The 14,187-nt window shown below is 71.6% G+C and carries 12 protein-coding genes; 7 read left to right on the top strand and 5 right to left on the bottom strand.

Features of this window, described 5'->3' with window-relative positions; translation table 11 throughout:
- Positions 1 to 303: 303 nt before the first annotated feature.
- The 3 genes from ACFTZC_RS35685 to ACFTZC_RS35675 are packed head-to-tail and all read left to right on the top strand — an operon-like array spanning position 304 to position 1,856.
- Positions 304 to 1,146 (top strand): helix-turn-helix domain-containing protein, encoded by an 843-nt coding sequence (locus ACFTZC_RS35685; RefSeq protein WP_382897177.1) that lies wholly within the window; start codon positions 304 to 306, stop codon positions 1,144 to 1,146.
- On the top strand, positions 1,143 to 1,379 hold the full coding sequence (locus ACFTZC_RS35680) for a DUF397 domain-containing protein (protein WP_382897176.1): 237 nt from the start codon (positions 1,143 to 1,145) through the stop codon (positions 1,377 to 1,379). The genes ACFTZC_RS35685 and ACFTZC_RS35680 overlap by 4 nt, the downstream gene beginning before the upstream one ends.
- A 9-nt stretch (positions 1,380 to 1,388) precedes the next feature.
- A complete protein-coding gene (locus ACFTZC_RS35675) occupies positions 1,389 to 1,856 on the top strand; it encodes an SRPBCC family protein (protein ID WP_382897173.1) in 468 nt (155 codons plus the stop codon).
- A gap of 244 nt (positions 1,857 to 2,100) precedes the next feature.
- Here ACFTZC_RS35675 and ACFTZC_RS35670 read toward each other — a convergent pair whose 3' ends face one another.
- Together ACFTZC_RS35670 and ACFTZC_RS35665 are read right to left on the bottom strand one after the other, a co-directional pair.
- Complete coding sequence (locus tag ACFTZC_RS35670; RefSeq protein WP_382897170.1) at positions 2,101 to 2,904, bottom strand: hypothetical protein; 804 nt, start codon at positions 2,902 to 2,904, stop codon at positions 2,101 to 2,103.
- A gap of 46 nt (positions 2,905 to 2,950) precedes the next feature.
- The gene (locus ACFTZC_RS35665; RefSeq protein WP_382897167.1) at positions 2,951 to 3,484 is read right to left on the bottom strand and encodes an RNA polymerase sigma factor; all 534 of its coding nucleotides are present in this window, start codon (positions 3,482 to 3,484) and stop codon (positions 2,951 to 2,953) included.
- Positions 3,485 to 3,567: 83 nt separating this feature from the next.
- On the opposite strand from ACFTZC_RS35665, the gene ACFTZC_RS35660 reads away from it, so the two are divergent.
- Complete coding sequence (locus ACFTZC_RS35660) at positions 3,568 to 4,374, top strand: DUF5984 family protein (RefSeq protein ID WP_382897164.1); 807 nt, start codon at positions 3,568 to 3,570, stop codon at positions 4,372 to 4,374.
- Here ACFTZC_RS35660 and ACFTZC_RS35655 read toward each other — a convergent pair.
- Complete coding sequence (locus tag ACFTZC_RS35655; protein WP_382897163.1) at positions 4,361 to 6,613, bottom strand: sigma-70 family RNA polymerase sigma factor; 2,253 nt, start codon at positions 6,611 to 6,613, stop codon at positions 4,361 to 4,363. The two genes, ACFTZC_RS35660 and ACFTZC_RS35655, sit on opposite strands and share 14 nt — an antisense overlap.
- Positions 6,614 to 7,114: 501 nt before the next feature.
- Entirely contained in the window at positions 7,115 to 7,900 is a 786-nt protein-coding gene (locus tag ACFTZC_RS35650) for a TetR/AcrR family transcriptional regulator (RefSeq protein WP_382897160.1), read from the bottom strand.
- A gap of 475 nt (positions 7,901 to 8,375) precedes the next feature.
- On the opposite strand from ACFTZC_RS35650, the gene ACFTZC_RS35645 reads away from it, so the two are divergent.
- A complete protein-coding gene (locus tag ACFTZC_RS35645) occupies positions 8,376 to 9,725 on the top strand; it encodes an NAD(P)/FAD-dependent oxidoreductase (RefSeq protein ID WP_382897290.1) in 1,350 nt (449 codons plus the stop codon).
- Between the two features lie 403 nt (positions 9,726 to 10,128).
- The gene (locus tag ACFTZC_RS35640; RefSeq protein ID WP_382897158.1) at positions 10,129 to 11,769 is read left to right on the top strand and encodes a SpoIIE family protein phosphatase; all 1,641 of its coding nucleotides are present in this window, start codon (positions 10,129 to 10,131) and stop codon (positions 11,767 to 11,769) included.
- Between the two features lie 27 nt (positions 11,770 to 11,796).
- On the opposite strand, the gene ACFTZC_RS35635 is transcribed toward ACFTZC_RS35640, so the two are convergent.
- Positions 11,797 to 13,140 (bottom strand): MFS transporter, encoded by a 1,344-nt coding sequence (locus ACFTZC_RS35635; RefSeq protein ID WP_382897287.1) that lies wholly within the window; start codon positions 13,138 to 13,140, stop codon positions 11,797 to 11,799.
- A gap of 131 nt (positions 13,141 to 13,271) precedes the next feature.
- Between ACFTZC_RS35635 and ACFTZC_RS35630 the strand changes: the two genes are divergently transcribed.
- On the top strand, positions 13,272 to 13,838 hold the full coding sequence (locus tag ACFTZC_RS35630; RefSeq protein WP_382897156.1) for a MarR family winged helix-turn-helix transcriptional regulator: 567 nt from the start codon (positions 13,272 to 13,274) through the stop codon (positions 13,836 to 13,838).
- Positions 13,839 to 14,187: the final 349 nt, after the last annotated feature.

Below are 14,187 nucleotides of genomic sequence, written 5' to 3'. Positions count from 1 at the left end.
TTGACGCTCCTTCAAAGCGTTGACCATGCCCTCGGACCGGTGCTTCGGTCGCGAGGGTTCTTGCTGCTCTGCGCGCACGGATGCGCAAGCCAGCAACTCGACATCACGCACAGCGCTTGATCGCGTGCACTCCGTCACGCCCAGGATGCGCCATTGCCTGTTGCTCGGCAAGAGGTGATAGTGAATTGGCAATATTGCCAGTTACTGAGGGTGGGTTGGGAGTGCCTCTGTGCGAGCATGGAGGGATCCGTGGCGGACGCAGAGAAACCGCAGTTGACCAGGACAATGAAGGGGCGCAGGGGCATGACGGCACCCACCGTGCGACGCCGAAGGCTAGGTCTGGAACTGAAGCGCCTGCGTGAGAACGCCAAGTTGACGCTCGACGATGTGGTGGCCCGCTCCGGCTTCAGCTCGTCGAAGATCTCTCGCATCGAGAGCGCCACACGAGGCGCCCGGCCGGCGGATGTGGAACGACTCCTCGGCATCTATGAGGTGGCAGACTCCGACGTCGTCGCGTTCCTGCTGATACTGGCGAAGGACGGAGGAAAGCGCGGCTGGTGGCAGACGTACGATCTTTCGCCCGTGTACGCCGACTTGATCAGCCTGGAGGCTGACGCGGCTTCGGTGAGCACCTTCGAGCCGTTGCTCATTCCCGGTCTGCTGCAAACCGCCGCCTACGCGCGGGCTGTTGTCGGGGCGATCATGATGAACGCGACTCCAGAGGAGGTCACGCCACGGGTCGAGGTGCGTATGGCACGGCAATCCGTACTCAGCCGCCCCGAACCTCTGAAGCTCAGGGCGATCATCCACGAAGCCGCGCTGTCGGCGCGCACCCCGGACGTGGGTGTCATGCGGGATCAGTTGCAGAGGCTCCTGGATCTGGCTGTCTATCCGCACGTCAGGATTCAGGTGCTGCCACTCGACGCCGAATTGCACCCCGGAACGGCGGGAGGCTTCACCGTGCTCGGCTTCGGTCAGCCAGGGCTTGATGTGGTGCTGCTGGAGCACCTTGAAAGTAGTCTCTATATCGAACAGTTCGCAGGGGTGGAGCGGTATGTCGAAGCGTATGAGCGGCTCACCGCCTCTGCTCTGCCGTTCGACACGTCACTGTCACTGATTGCCGCCAAGAAGGATGCACTCCAATGAGGTCGTACGTCTTCGGAGACGCCGGGTTGGATGCCGTGTGGCGCAAGTCCAGCCACAGCGGAGCCGACAGTAACTGCGTCGAAGTTTCCGATACTTGGCCCGGCACCGTCCCCGTACGCGACAGCAAGACCCCCGGCGGCCCCCGCCTCGCCTTCGGCGCCAGTGCCTGGGTGTCGTTCGTCGCGGCGCTCAAGACCGACGACGGTTCGGGCACGGCGGAGCCCCGGTTCTAGGATCGGGCCATGGGAAGAACCGACCGCGCCGCCCGGATGATCGCGGCACCCCCGGCGGCCGTCTACGGCGCCCTCCTCGACCGGGCTGCGCTGGAGGCATGGATGCCGCCGGACGGCATGCGTGGGCGCGTCGAGGGGTGGGACCCCCGGCCGGGTGGCGGGTACCGGATGACGCTCACCTACCTCGATCCCGCCGACAGCCCCGGCAAGACGACGGACGCGACGGATGTCGTCGAGGTTGAGTTCGCCGAGCTGGTGCCACCGGAGCGCGTGGTGCAGCGGGGGGTATTTGAGGCGGACGATCCGTCCTTCGCGGGCACCATGACGATGACCTGGCACTTCACGGCCGCCGGTGAGGGGACCGAGGTGACCGTCATCGCCACGGACGTGCCGCCCGGCATCGACCAGGCGGCCCACGAGGCCGGGATCGCCTCCTCGCTGGCCAACCTGGCGTCGTACGTCGAAGCGGGCGGCTGACCCGGTTCGGCAAGGCTCCGTCGCGTCCGGGAACCCGCCCTGGCCGTCGGCCAGTTGTTCATGGGCGGGGTCGATGCCCTGGGCAAGCGGATTCTCCGGGTGCCGACGGGTCTGGACGACCTCTCCGGCGACCGGGTCATGGTCGGCCCCGGAGCGGGCGGACCGCCCCGGCGTCGACACGGTCGCCCGGCATGTCGCCGGACGCGATCACGCGGTGCGTCGACGCCGGAGCCGACCGCCCGGATCACTCGGGGCGCTGGGCCATCAGCTCGTCGCCCGTGACGCTCCGGGTCGTACCGTCCTTGAGGGTGACCGTGACGGTGCCGGTGATCAGGCCGTTCGGGTCGCCGTCCGGCCACCACGCCGTCCACCGGCCGTCCTGCACCGTGGCGTGGATGGTCTTCCCGGAGTCGCGCACGGTGACGTCCTTGACGTCGGAGCCCACCGAGCCGAGCGCGTAGTTGAACTCTCCGTCGTCGCTGCCGCGGGCGCCCAGCGTGTCCAGGGTGAGGGCGTCGGCGTCGACCTCGACCGTCGGGTCGATGGCCATCATGAGGCCGGTGCCGTCCGAGGCCGCCAGGCAGTACGACGCCTCGTCCTTCCCCCAGATGACGACCATGGAGGCGACCTTGCCGCGCACGTCGGCGTTGGCGATCGTGGGGGACGGCTTGTCGGGGCTGTGCCCCGCCACCTCCAGGCACGCCTTCTCGGCGGCGGAGCCCTTGCCTGCGGAGATGTCGAGGGCGTTCGGGGTGGGTGTCCAGCTCGCCAGTTCGGACGACGGCAGCGGTCCGCCGCCGCCGAGGCCGGGCAGGCCGCCCGTCACCGCGACGAAGGCCAGGCCCGCGGCGAGGCCGCCGGCCAGCGTGAACGCCGTACGTCGGACGAGGGGGCGGCGGAAGGTGGTGCCGACCGACCGGGCGGGGCGCTCGGTGTCGCTCAGCACGGTGCGCAGGAGGGTCTCCTCGCGGTCGATCTCGGCGGCGGTCGGCTCGGTGCGGGGGGCGGCGTCCAGCTTGGCCAGGCGGGAGAGAAGGTCGTGGGTCATGGTGTCTCCAGTCAGGGAGCAGAGGTAAGGGGCTGCGGGCAGAGCGTCAGCGCGTCATGGCGAGGGCGGGCGATACGGCGGTGCCCGCGGTGAGCCGTGCCGCCAGGCGGCGCTTCGCCCGTGTGAGCCGCATGGCATAGGCGGCGCGGGTGCAGCCGAGGACCCGTGCGGCGTCCCGGGCGGAGAGTTCTTCCCAGACATGCAGGGCGAGGACTTCCTGGTCCGCCGGGGCGAGTTGCTGCCAGGCGGCGCCGAGTTCCAGCCGGTTCTCCACCTGGTCCGTCATGTCGGGCGTGGCGTGCCGGGCGCCGGGCTCGGAGGACTGCTGGATGTGCACCACCAGCGCCGACCGGCGGCGCATCCCGCGGTTCGCGTTCAGCATGGCGTTGCGTGCCGTGCGGAACAGCCAGGGCCGTGGATCCTCGGGCAGCTCGCTCCGGCGGCGCCACGCGGCGAGGAACGTCTCCCCGACGATGTCGTCGACGTTCATCGGGTGGGCCCGACGGCGTACGAAGCGCAGCAGGTCCTCGTAGTGGGCCCGGTACACCTCGGTGAACTGGGCTTCGGTTTGGATGGGCATGACTTCCTCTCCTGGCGTCTGCCCCTACGTGTCCGTGACCCCGGAGAGTGCAACAGGGCCCGGCCGTATCCGAAACTGAATCCGTGACGACCACCGACCCCGCGATGCGCATCCGCTTCGGTCTGACCCCGTTGGAGCAGGTCGGACCGTGGGGCGGCGAGCGTCCCGTACTGCACTGGTTCGGCCTGACCGACGGCTGGTACTGCGTCGACCTCGGCGGCCACGAGGTGCTGCGCTACTCCGAGCGCAGCGTCCGGCGGCTGCGGAACGGAGAGGAGGGCAGGCCACAGCACCCGTACGTGGACTACTACGTCGTCCGCCTGTGGGAGGACATGATCGCGCTCGTGTCGGGGGCGATGGAACCGGTGCCGCCGGACCTGCTGGACGTGGCGGCCGAGTTCTCGCCGGAGTGGACCTGGCGTGACACACCGGAGGCCGAGGCCGCGTTGAACTGGCACAGCGCCGGTTTCCTGTACACCGACTATCTGCGCGTCGCCCCGCACATCCGCTGCTGGCGCACCGTCACCGACAATGTCACCGACGCGGGCGACACCGTGACCGTGGCCTGGGAGCACCGGCCGGACCCGGAGGGGGTGATCGAGTTCGCCGGCCCGCCGACGGGACGGGTGACCATGCCCACGAGCGAGTTCCTCGCGGCGGTGACCGCATTCGACCGGGAGCTGCTGGCCGCGATGGACCGGCGCATCGGCGCGCTGGAGGCGTCGGGTCCGCCACCCGGCGCCGAGGTGGACACGGAGCAGTTGCGCCGTGAGCACCGGGACCGGGCGACCTGGCTGCCACGGGCGCGGGACCGCGAACCGGGTACCGACTGGGACGCCGTACGGGCCGGTGTACGCGCGCTCCTCGCCCCGGGGCTCAGGGGCAACTGATGCGGGACCGCGCCCAGTCCGCGAGCGCGACGACATCGTTCGGGGTGTGCGGTTCCACGACCAGGCGGATGGAGTCGCGGCCGGAGATGCCCACCTGGACGGGCACGGCCGCGTCGCCGCCGTGCAGTACGGGGGAGTGCCAGAGGCGGGTGCCGTCGCCGTAGAGGGAGAAGCGCACGGAGCCCTGGCCGAGCGTCAGGTCGTCCACACCGACCAGCGCCGCGTACGACGAACAGCTCCGGTTGAGGTCGATGGTCACCGAGGACGAGGCGCGCATGGTGACGCCGTGGCCGTGCCGGGTGCCGCCGATCGACACGTTCGACCGCTGCCAGAGCCAGCCGCTCCCGACGAGCCGCACCTCGGGCTCGGAGCCGTCCCCGAGGACGCCGTACGCCAACTCGTTGACCTGGTAGTCGGCCGGGACGGGTGGCGGTGGCGGTTTCGGGCGGGAGGTCGGCTCCGGCAGGGGCGGCGGCGACGGCTCGGGGGTCGGCGACGGGGTGGGGCTGGGGCTGGGGGTGGTACGGCTCGGGCTCGGCTCGGGTTCCGGCGTGGGCTTCGTGGGGGTGGGCGGCGCCGGTACGGGCTTCTTCGAAGGAGCCGGCGTCGGGGCCGGAGCGGACGGCGCCGGGGGAGGCTCCGGAAGGTCGGCCGGCGCGGACGACGGGACCGGTACCCGCGGTACGAGCGGCTGTGCGACCGGCGGTTTCTCCCGGGGCTTGGCGTCGGGCTCCGGGCTGTTGCCCGACAGCGCGTACACCAGACCGGCGGCGGCGACCACCAGCAGCCCCGCGATCCCCGCCTTCGCCGGGGCGCCGAGCCCCTCGGACGCGGCGCCCGCGCCACCGGCCCCCGCGCCGGCCGACCCGCCGGAAGCGCCACCGGCCCCGCCTGTGGCGCCCCCCGCTGCCCCGCCCGTCGCCGCCGCCGCGGCGCCCGCGCCGGCCGCTCCCACGGCGCCGCCCGCCACGACCCCGGCCGCCTTGAGCGAGTACCCCGCCGCGAACCAGCCGATCACCGCGATCGGCAGCACCGCCGGGATCGCCGCGTTGACCTGCGCCAGCTCACCTGCCGCGAGGCGGCACTTCGCGCACTCCGCCAGATGCTTGCGCAGCCCGCGCTCGGCACGCATGCGCAGCCCGCCGCGGGCGTAGGCGCCGAGCCGGTCCGCGTACCGCGAGCAGTCGCCCTCCGAGGTGAGCGCCGAGTTGACATGTGCCTGGAGATACGCCTGCTTGAGTCCCTCGCGCGCCCGGCTGGCCAGTACGGCGGTGGCGTTGGCGGTCAGCCCGAAGAGCGGCGCGACCTCGCTCGGCGACTCCTCCTCGACCGTGGTGTGCCACAGGACGGCCTGCCAGCGTTCCGGCAGGCTCCGGAACGCCTGCATGGCCATGGACCGGTCGGCCTCGTGCATCGCCAGGACGTCCGCGCCCAGGTCGAGGGTGTCTTCGGCCGAGACCTCGGAGGTACGGGTCGCCTGCGCGGCGAACACCGCGAAGTCGTCGACCAGTTGCTCGCGCTTCGCGGACTTCGTCCAGGACGCGGCCACCCGCCGTACGGTCGTCAGCAGATAGGCGCGCACCGCCTGTTCGGGCCCGGCGCCGCCCCGCACCGCCTGGAGCGTACGGGCGAACACCTCGGCCGTCAGGTCGTCCGCGGTGTGCGCGTCGCGGCAGCAGCTACGGGCGTACCGGCGCACCGGCTCCGAGTGGCGGCGGAACAGCTCCTCGTACGCGCTGTCGTCGCCGTCCCGCATCCGCTGGATCAGGTCGGCGTCCGAGGGAGGCGGCTCTCCCGGGACCGGTGCGGCCGGCTCCCGTTCGGCCCGTTCGGCCCCTGCGGTGCGTTCGGCGCGTTCGCGCTGCGGCGGGACGCTGCCGTCCGGCCCGCCCGTACCCGACGCGGGATGCGGTACGACCGGCCCGACGGACACCACGGGCCCGACCGGCCCGATCGGCCCCACCGGGCCGCCCTGGCCGGGAACACCGGGGGTGCCGGAGGGCTCCCGGGGCCCGCCCTGGTTCGGGACCTGGCCCGGCCCGTGATGCGGCCCCTGTTCCGGCCCGTGTTCCGGCACCTGCCCCGGTACCTGATGCGGCAGTTGGCGAGAGGACGCCACATCGCCGGATCCCGTACCGCCGCCAGTACCACCGGCGGTACCGTCGGTACGGTCGGCGGGGTCGGCGTCACGGCCGTCCAGCGGCTCGTCCAGCGGCTCGTCCCGCCCGTTGCCGTTCATCGCGGAAGTCCCCGCAGGCGCTCTGTTACGTGCCCCGTGCGCGCCCCTTCTGTCCCAAACACCGGGCCAGCGTGCCACAGCGCGACGCGCCGACCCAGGGCTTGGCGCCCCGCACCACTCGTCCGGGGGGCTTTCCCCGCAGTGGGCTTTAACCTTCACCCGTTCGGGGAAAGATCAACGCCGTTCATGAGCAAACCAGTTCGAAATCAGGTGAGTTCGGAAGCAGTTCGGTGGGAAAGCAGCCCGCCCCGAGGCGCGGCCCCACCCGGACCCGGACTCGCACCCGGAAAGGGCCGGTACGCATCCACGCACCGGCCCCACCCGCGAGAACCTCACGGTGCCCAACTCCAGGCTGAACCACAGACACGGAACCACAGGCACGGAAGTACGGACATCGCACTCCACATGCCGAAGTACACGCGTCGAACTACAGCCGTCGAACTACAGCCGTCGAACTACAGCCGTCGAACTACACGCCTCGAACTACGCAGGCCGCACCGGCTACACCGGCCGGGACCGCAGCCCCTCCAGCAGGATGTCCAGCAGCCGCGCCGAAGCCGCCGCCTGCTGCACCGCGTCCGGCAGCGTGGGCGCCGCCGTCGCGATCACCAGCAGGACGTCCGCCACGGTCACATCACCGCGCAGCTCACCCGCCGCCCGCGCCCGGTCCACCAACTGCCCTACGACGTCGAGCAGTTCGACCGCGCCCGGGTCGTCCAGATCGTCGGCCGAGGCCGATATCCGCGATCCGACCACCCGCAGGTCCGGCTGGCCCGCCTGCCGCTGCTGCGGCACCCGCGCCTCGTCCGCCGTCCCGTTCCGCCCGACCACCACGTCGTCGGAATCGACCCCGACCCGCAGCACCTGCGGAGGCAGCAGCCGTCCCGCGCCCGACGCCACCGACGTGCGCAGGAAGCGGGAGAGTGCCGACCACGGCTCCTCCTCCTGGCCCAGCGCCGAACGCGCCTGGTCCGTCAGCCGGGAGGTCTCCTCCTCGGCTATTCGCCTGACCAGTACGTCCTTGCTCGGGAAGCGCCGGTACACCGTGCCGACCCCGACCCGGGCGCGCCGCGCCACGTCCTCCATCGGAGCCCCGTACCCCAGCTCGCCGAAGACCTCGCGAGCCGCGCGCAGTACGTGCTCCAGATTGCGCTGTGCGTCCACACGGAGGGGCGCGGCACGGCCTGACCCGCCGGCCCCCACCGTACCCAGACGTCCCTCGTCGGCCACACGTCCGTCACCCTCCGTGACGACGGCGGCCTGCCAATGAGAATCCTGAATGTGCATAAGCGTTCCCCCGGTAATGATGTCTCCCCCCGGAGACTCCCCGCCTGGCTGCCGGGTTCCCGGTCCGGTAACCGGCCGGACACCCCGACGAACTACGAACATAGTTGAGCCCGGGGCAATTCAGAAGAGGGTAGTTCCGCACGGAGCGCCCCCCGATCGGAGCAAGGACCGGAACGTGCCTGATTCACCCCCCGTCCCGCACCCACCCCGCCCCCGCTGACCTGCGCGCCTCCCCCGGCGCCGTACGCCCGCCGGCCCTGCGGCCGTCCGTACCCGCGGACGTTCTCCGGTCATACAATGCGTCGCGCCTGTGGACAAACAACGAAGCCGGGTGCGTCATGGGAAGGTGACGGCTGAGATCTCCCGGGGAACGAGCCCCGCATCCGAGCCCGAGGCAACGCCGCCCGGGGCAGACCTGCCCGAGGCGCGCCCGCCCAGGGTCCGTGTCCTGGTGGTCGGCGGCGGCTACGTCGGCATGTACACCGCGCTCCTGCTCCAGCGCAGACTGAAGCAGCAGCTGAAGAGCGGTGAGGCCGAGATCGTCGTGGTGTCACCCGACCCGTACATGACCTACCAGCCGTTCCTCCCCGAGGCCGCCGCGGGCAACATCTCCCCCCGCCATGTCGTCGTCCCCCTCCGCCGCGTACTCGACCGGTGCCAGATCCTCATCGGCGAGGCCACCGCCATCGACCACGCCAAACGCACCGCCACCCTGCGCACCCTCGCCTCCGAGGAGGAGGGCACCGGCACCGTCGACCTCGCGTACGACGAACTCGTCCTCGCCCCGGGCTCCATCTCCCGTACGCTCCCCGTCCCCGGTCTCGCCGAACACGGCATCGGTTTCAAGACCGTCGAGGAGGCCATCGGGCTGCGCAACCACGTCATCGAACAGATGGACATCGCCTCCTCCACCCGCGACCCCGCGATCCGCGACGCCGCCCTCACCTTCGTCTTTGTCGGCGGCGGATACGCGGGCGTCGAGGCGCTCGCCGAACTGGAGGACATGGCCCGCTACGCCTCGCGGTACTACCACAACATCAAGGCCGAGGACATGAAGTGGATCCTCGTCGAGGCCACCGGCCGGATCCTCCCCGAGGTCGGCGACGTCATGGGCAAGTACGCCGTACGGGAACTGCGCGCCCGCAACATCGACGTACGGCTCGACACCCGCCTGGACTCCTGCGAGGACCGCGTCGCCGTCCTCAGCGACGGCGCCCGCTTCCCCACCCGTACGCTCGTGTGGACCGCGGGCGTCAAACCGCACCCCGTCCTCGCCGCCACCGACCTGCCGCGGAACGACCACGGCCGGCTGCGCTGCACCGCGCACCTCGCGGTCGCCGACACCGAGCACGCCTGGGCGGCCGGTGACGCCGCCGCCGTACCCGATCTGACCTCGGACGAACCGGGAAAGGAGTGCGCGCCCAACGCGCAGCACGCCGTACGGCAGGCCAGAGTTCTCGCGGAGAACATCCTCGCTTCCCTGCGCGGCGCACCCCTCCGGGACTACCGTCACGCCTATGCGGGCTCGGTCGCGTCGCTCGGTCTTCACAAGGGCGTGGGGCACGTCTACGGCCGGAAGATCAAGGGCTACCCGGCCTGGCTGATGCACCGCGTGTACCACCTCAGCCGTGTTCCCACCTTCAACAGGAAGGCCCGCGTTCTCGCGGAATGGACCCTGTCCGGGCTCTTCAAACGGGAGATCGTCTCCCTCGGCTCGCTGGAGCACCCGCGCGCCGAGTTCGAACTCGCCGCGGGAGGCGAACGATCCCGGGGGACCGGGCGTTCCAAGGATGGTGAGCGTTCCGAGGGGACCGAGGAGGCGTGAGGCCGGCGACCCCGGCGACCGCGTGATCCCTGAGACCGTCCGATCGCTCCCCGCGACCCCGCGACCGCATGACCGCATGACCTCTGAGACCGTCCCATCCCTGCGACCGATTGACCCCGGCAGACCCCGGCAGCCCCCTCCTGACCCCGGAAACCCCCGTGACCTCGGCGAACGCGGGACGCGGCGACCCCGCGCCCCCGGTTCCTCCGTGACCCCGGTGCCCCTGTCAGTGCGATCGGTCACACTGGACGTGTGACCATAGGTGGGCTCACATCTGCACAGAGTGATCCGGACCGACCGCTCCGCCGCGCCGCCACCCGGCGGCACGGACCCCGGGCCCCCGCCCCAGCCACCCGACCCAGACGCACGGCACGACACACAACACCATGAGGCCAGAGAATCCGTGAACTTCACGCGTTGGAGCGCCCGTCTCCCCGGTACACAGCGCCGCTCCGCCGCGCGGACGGACCGCGGCACGGTACCGGCGGCCCGTGGTGAGTACGAACAGAAGCCCGAGCCCCCGGCAGACGTCCCCTCCCTCCCCTCCGTCGAGGAGCTGTCCGTACGGGAGGTCCTCGGCGAACTGCCCGCCCTGGTCGCCCTGGTGTACGGCCCCGACCACCGCGTGGCGTACGTGAACGGCGCGTACGCCACGACATTCGGCCCGCGGCCCCTCGGCGCCACCGCGGCCGAGAGCTGCCCGGAGCTCGCCGAGCTGGGCCTGTTCCCCCTGCTCGACCAGGTCCTGCGCAGCGGCACGTCACGCACCGTCAAGTCCCGCAAGGCGCGCCGCCACCAGGACGGCGCGGAGGGCTCCTACACGGTCACCTGCACTCCCATCGCCTGCCAGGGCACGGCGGGCATCCTCATCTACGCCGCCGACGTCACCGACCACGCCGAGGCGGCCGAGCGGCTGCGCACCAGCGAGCGCCGCCACCGCCGTACCGTCGTCACCCTCCAGCGCTCGCTGCTCCCGCAGGAGCTGGAGCAGCCCGACGACCTGCGCGTCGCCGCCACGTACCGGCCCGGCGGCGAGGACGCGGCGGTCGGCGGCGACTGGTACGACGTGATCACGCTCGGCGCCGGCCGTACGGCCCTGGTCATCGGCGATGTGATGGGCCGCGGGGTGCGCGCCGCCGCCGTCATGGGGCAGTTGCGCACCGCCGTCCGCGCCTACGCCCGCCTCGATCTGCCGCCGCACGAGGTGCTCCAACTCCTCGACGGACTCGCCGCCGAGATCGACGCCAGCCAGATCGCCACCTGCGTCTACGCCGTCCACGACCCCAACGAGGGCCGCCTCGTCTACGCCTCGGCCGGCCATCTGCCCATCCTGGTCCGCGCCGAGGACGGCTCGGTCGAGCGCGCCGAGGACCCGACGGGCCCGCCGCTCGGCACCGGCGGCTGGCTCCACACCTCCGGCTCGATCGCCCTCCCGCCCGGCTCCACCGCCGTCCTCTACACCGACGGACTGGTCGAGCGGCGCGGCGAGGACATCGACGAGGGCGTCGCCTCCCTGGAGCGCGCCCTGTCCGGCGCGCAGGGTTCGCCCCAGGTCGTCTGCGACCGGCTGATCCGCTCCCTCGGCGTGACCGACGACCACGACGACGACGTCGCGGTCCTCGTCCTCCAGCACCCTGCCCGTACGGGCGCGGACGCGGAGCTGTTCCACAACGCGGCACTCGACCTGCTCGGCGGGGTCGAGGCCGCCCCGCGCGCCCGGGCCTTCGCGACGGGCGTGCTCGCCTCCTGGCGCTTCCCGGTCGAGCTGTGCGATCTGGGGGTGCTCGCCACGAGCGAACTGGTCGCGAACTCCCTCCAGCACGGCACCCCGCCCATGCGCCTCAGACTCCGCCGCACCGACCGCCGGCTGATCATCGAGGTCACGGACGGGGACGACCACCTCCCCCGCCGCCGCCGCGCCGAACCGGCGGACGAGGCGGGCCGCGGCATCTCGATCATCGCGACGATCGCCTCGTCCTGGGGCTCACGCCGCACCCCCGGGGGCGGCAAGGCCGTCTGGTGCGAGTTCGCCCTGCCGCACTGACCACGGGCCCTCGTGCGGGGCGTCCGCTCAGCCGACGGCCCCGGTCACCGGCGCGGACGCGGCGACGGGAGCGGTGACAGGAGCAGGGGCGGCGGCGGTCGGCTCGGGCAGCCCCTGAGCCACGACCCGCGAGGCCGTCACGAGCGACGGCTGGTCCTGTACGGGCGTGAGCCGCCGCCCCAGCCGCAGGGCCAGGACCGTGATGCCGAGCGAGAACAGGACGAACGTCACGATGTACGGGCCGTGCAGGGCCGCGCCCATCGGCCCGCCCACCGCCGGCCCCACCGCCAGGGCGACCTGCTTGACCAGCGCGAAGGCGGAGTTGTACCGGCCGACCGACTCGGCGGGCGCGAGATCTGCCACCAGCGGCGCGACGGTCGGGGACAGCATCGCCTCGCCGAGCCCGAAGAGCGCGTACGTCGAGACGAACGCGGCCGTCGCCACCGCCTGGCCGCCGTGCCCCAGCCCCGCGAACCCTGCCACGACCCAGGCGAACGCCCAGATCAGCCCGACCGCGGCGATCACCCGGCTGCGCCTGCGCCGCTCGACCAGCCGCAGGACGACGAACTGCGCGACCACGATCACCGCGGTGTTGGCGGCCAGCGCGATCCCGAGGGTCGACGGACCGATCCCGGCGGCCTCGGTGCCGTACGCGGCGAGCCCCGACTCGAACTGCCCGTAACAGGCGAAGAAGAGCACGAACCCCAGCAGGCACAGGTGCACCATGGCCCGGTGGCTCAGCAGATCCCGCATCCCCCGCTCCGGAGCGGCGGACCGCCCGGGTGGTTCAGGGACGGGGAGGGCGGCGGGCCGGGGCAGCCGGACGGTGAGGGCGATCGCCGCGAGCACGAGGAACATCACGGCCTCGACGGAGAAGAGCAGGAGGAAGCTGCCGGGCCGGTCCTCGTCGACGAGCTGGCCGCCGATCAGCCCGCCGACGCCGAGCCCGAGGTTCGCCAGGAAGAACTGGGTGGCGAAGGCGCGCGTACGGGTCGAGGGCGTCGACGACCGCACGATCATCGTGGCCAGCGCGGGCTGCATGACGGCGGTCCCGGCCCCCAGCAGCGCGGCGGCGGCCACGGCGGCCGGCACGGTGCCGGCGAGCCCCATGGCGAGCGCCCCGACGGAGGCGACGAGCGCGCCGCCCACCAGGACGGGCAGCGGCCCGCGCCGGTCGATCACCCGCCCGGTGAAGGGCAGCACGACGAGCGCGGCCAGCGCGAAGACCGCCAGCACGGCACCGGCCGTACTCGCACCCAGCTCCCGCACCTGAGCCACGTACACATAGAGATACGGAACCGTGAATCCCAGCCCGAACGCGCTCAGCGCGTTCCCCGCCTGGATCCGGCGCATCGCCGAGGATGCGCCCATCGCCCTGGTCACACTCACCTACCTCAAAGATCAAGGGTCGAAGTCTGAAGACTTCAAAAGTAAACTTAGAAGCTAAACAGTACACAGAGAAGGACTTCAACGCCAACAGAGATGCGTGGCATACTGCCCCGATGTCCGACACCCCCGCGAAAGCCGGCCCGCCGGATCTCCAGGAGCCGAGCCTCGACGAGCAGATCGCCGCCTACCAGCGAGAGTTCCGCGACCTCGACCCTCAGGTGGAGCAGATCGTTTCGGCCCTCGGCCGGCTGAACCGCCGGATGAACGTCGCGTACGGCAGACACGTCGCCGACCTCGGCATCAGCAACGCCGAGTGGGAGGTCCTCAAGACCCTGGTGGTCGCGGGAGCCCCCTACCGCCTGGGCCCCGGCGAACTCGCGAAGCGCCTCGGCCTCACCCCGGCGGCGATGACGCACCGCATCGACCGCATGGCGGGCGAGGGCCTGGTGACCCGCGACCGCGACGAGACGAACCGGGTCCGCGTGATCGTCGAGCTGACGGACGAGGGCCGCACGAAGTGGCTGGCGGCGATGCGGATGGCCTCGGACTTCGAGGAGGAACTGCTCCAGGACCTCACGGGCGACGAACGCGGAGTACTCGGAGAGCTGTTGATCCGCCTCCTGCGCCGCGTGGAGGACGCCCAGCCGGACGCCGGCGGACGCCTGACCGACCTGGACTGACGGGGGCCGATGACGGCCGATGAGGGCCGAGCGGGGCGAGCGACAACCGGTTTGACACGCCCCGGGCCGGTCCGTAAAGTGCTCCGAGTTGTCACGGGGTCGGTACGGCCCGGTAGCAACCACTCACGCCGCAGCAGCGGCACCCAAACACAGCACGATCCCCTGGCCGGGACGAATTTCGGCATGCCGAAATTCATTTCGAGGGCTCGATTATGAGTCGCCTGCGGAATCCGCTAAGGTTTGGAACGTCGGAACGTCGGAACGGCCGCAGGGCCGGGAGGACAAGCCCCACTGACTGGGAATCAGGCCCGAAAGGATCTGATAGAGTCGGAACCGCCGGAAAGGGAAA

This window comes from Streptomyces sp. NPDC056987 (assembly GCF_042673865.1).
In the GTDB taxonomy this organism is placed as follows: Bacteria; Actinomycetota; Actinomycetes; order Streptomycetales; family Streptomycetaceae; genus Streptomyces.
This window is presented reverse-complemented; position numbering and strand designations above follow the sequence as displayed.

Excerpts from the sequence above, each read along its gene's own strand:
- ACFTZC_RS35685 (WP_382897177.1), top strand. The coding sequence starts at position 304 with ATGACGGCACCCACCGTGCGACGCCGAAGGCTAGGTCTGGAACTGAAG.
- ACFTZC_RS35680 (WP_382897176.1), top strand. The coding sequence starts at position 1,143 with ATGAGGTCGTACGTCTTCGGAGACGCCGGGTTGGATGCCGTGTGGCGC.
- ACFTZC_RS35675 (WP_382897173.1), top strand. The coding sequence starts at position 1,389 with ATGGGAAGAACCGACCGCGCCGCCCGGATGATCGCGGCACCCCCGGCG.
- ACFTZC_RS35670 (WP_382897170.1), bottom strand. The coding sequence starts at position 2,904 with ATGACCCACGACCTTCTCTCCCGCCTGGCCAAGCTGGACGCCGCCCCC.
- ACFTZC_RS35665 (WP_382897167.1), bottom strand. The coding sequence starts at position 3,484 with ATGCCCATCCAAACCGAAGCCCAGTTCACCGAGGTGTACCGGGCCCAC.
- ACFTZC_RS35655 (WP_382897163.1), bottom strand. The coding sequence starts at position 6,613 with ATGAACGGCAACGGGCGGGACGAGCCGCTGGACGAGCCGCTGGACGGC.
- ACFTZC_RS35650 (WP_382897160.1), bottom strand. The coding sequence starts at position 7,900 with ATGCACATTCAGGATTCTCATTGGCAGGCCGCCGTCGTCACGGAGGGT.
- ACFTZC_RS35645 (WP_382897290.1), top strand. The coding sequence starts at position 8,376 with ATGTACACCGCGCTCCTGCTCCAGCGCAGACTGAAGCAGCAGCTGAAG.
- ACFTZC_RS35635 (WP_382897287.1), bottom strand. The coding sequence starts at position 13,140 with ATGGGCGCATCCTCGGCGATGCGCCGGATCCAGGCGGGGAACGCGCTG.
- ACFTZC_RS35630 (WP_382897156.1), top strand. The coding sequence starts at position 13,272 with ATGTCCGACACCCCCGCGAAAGCCGGCCCGCCGGATCTCCAGGAGCCG.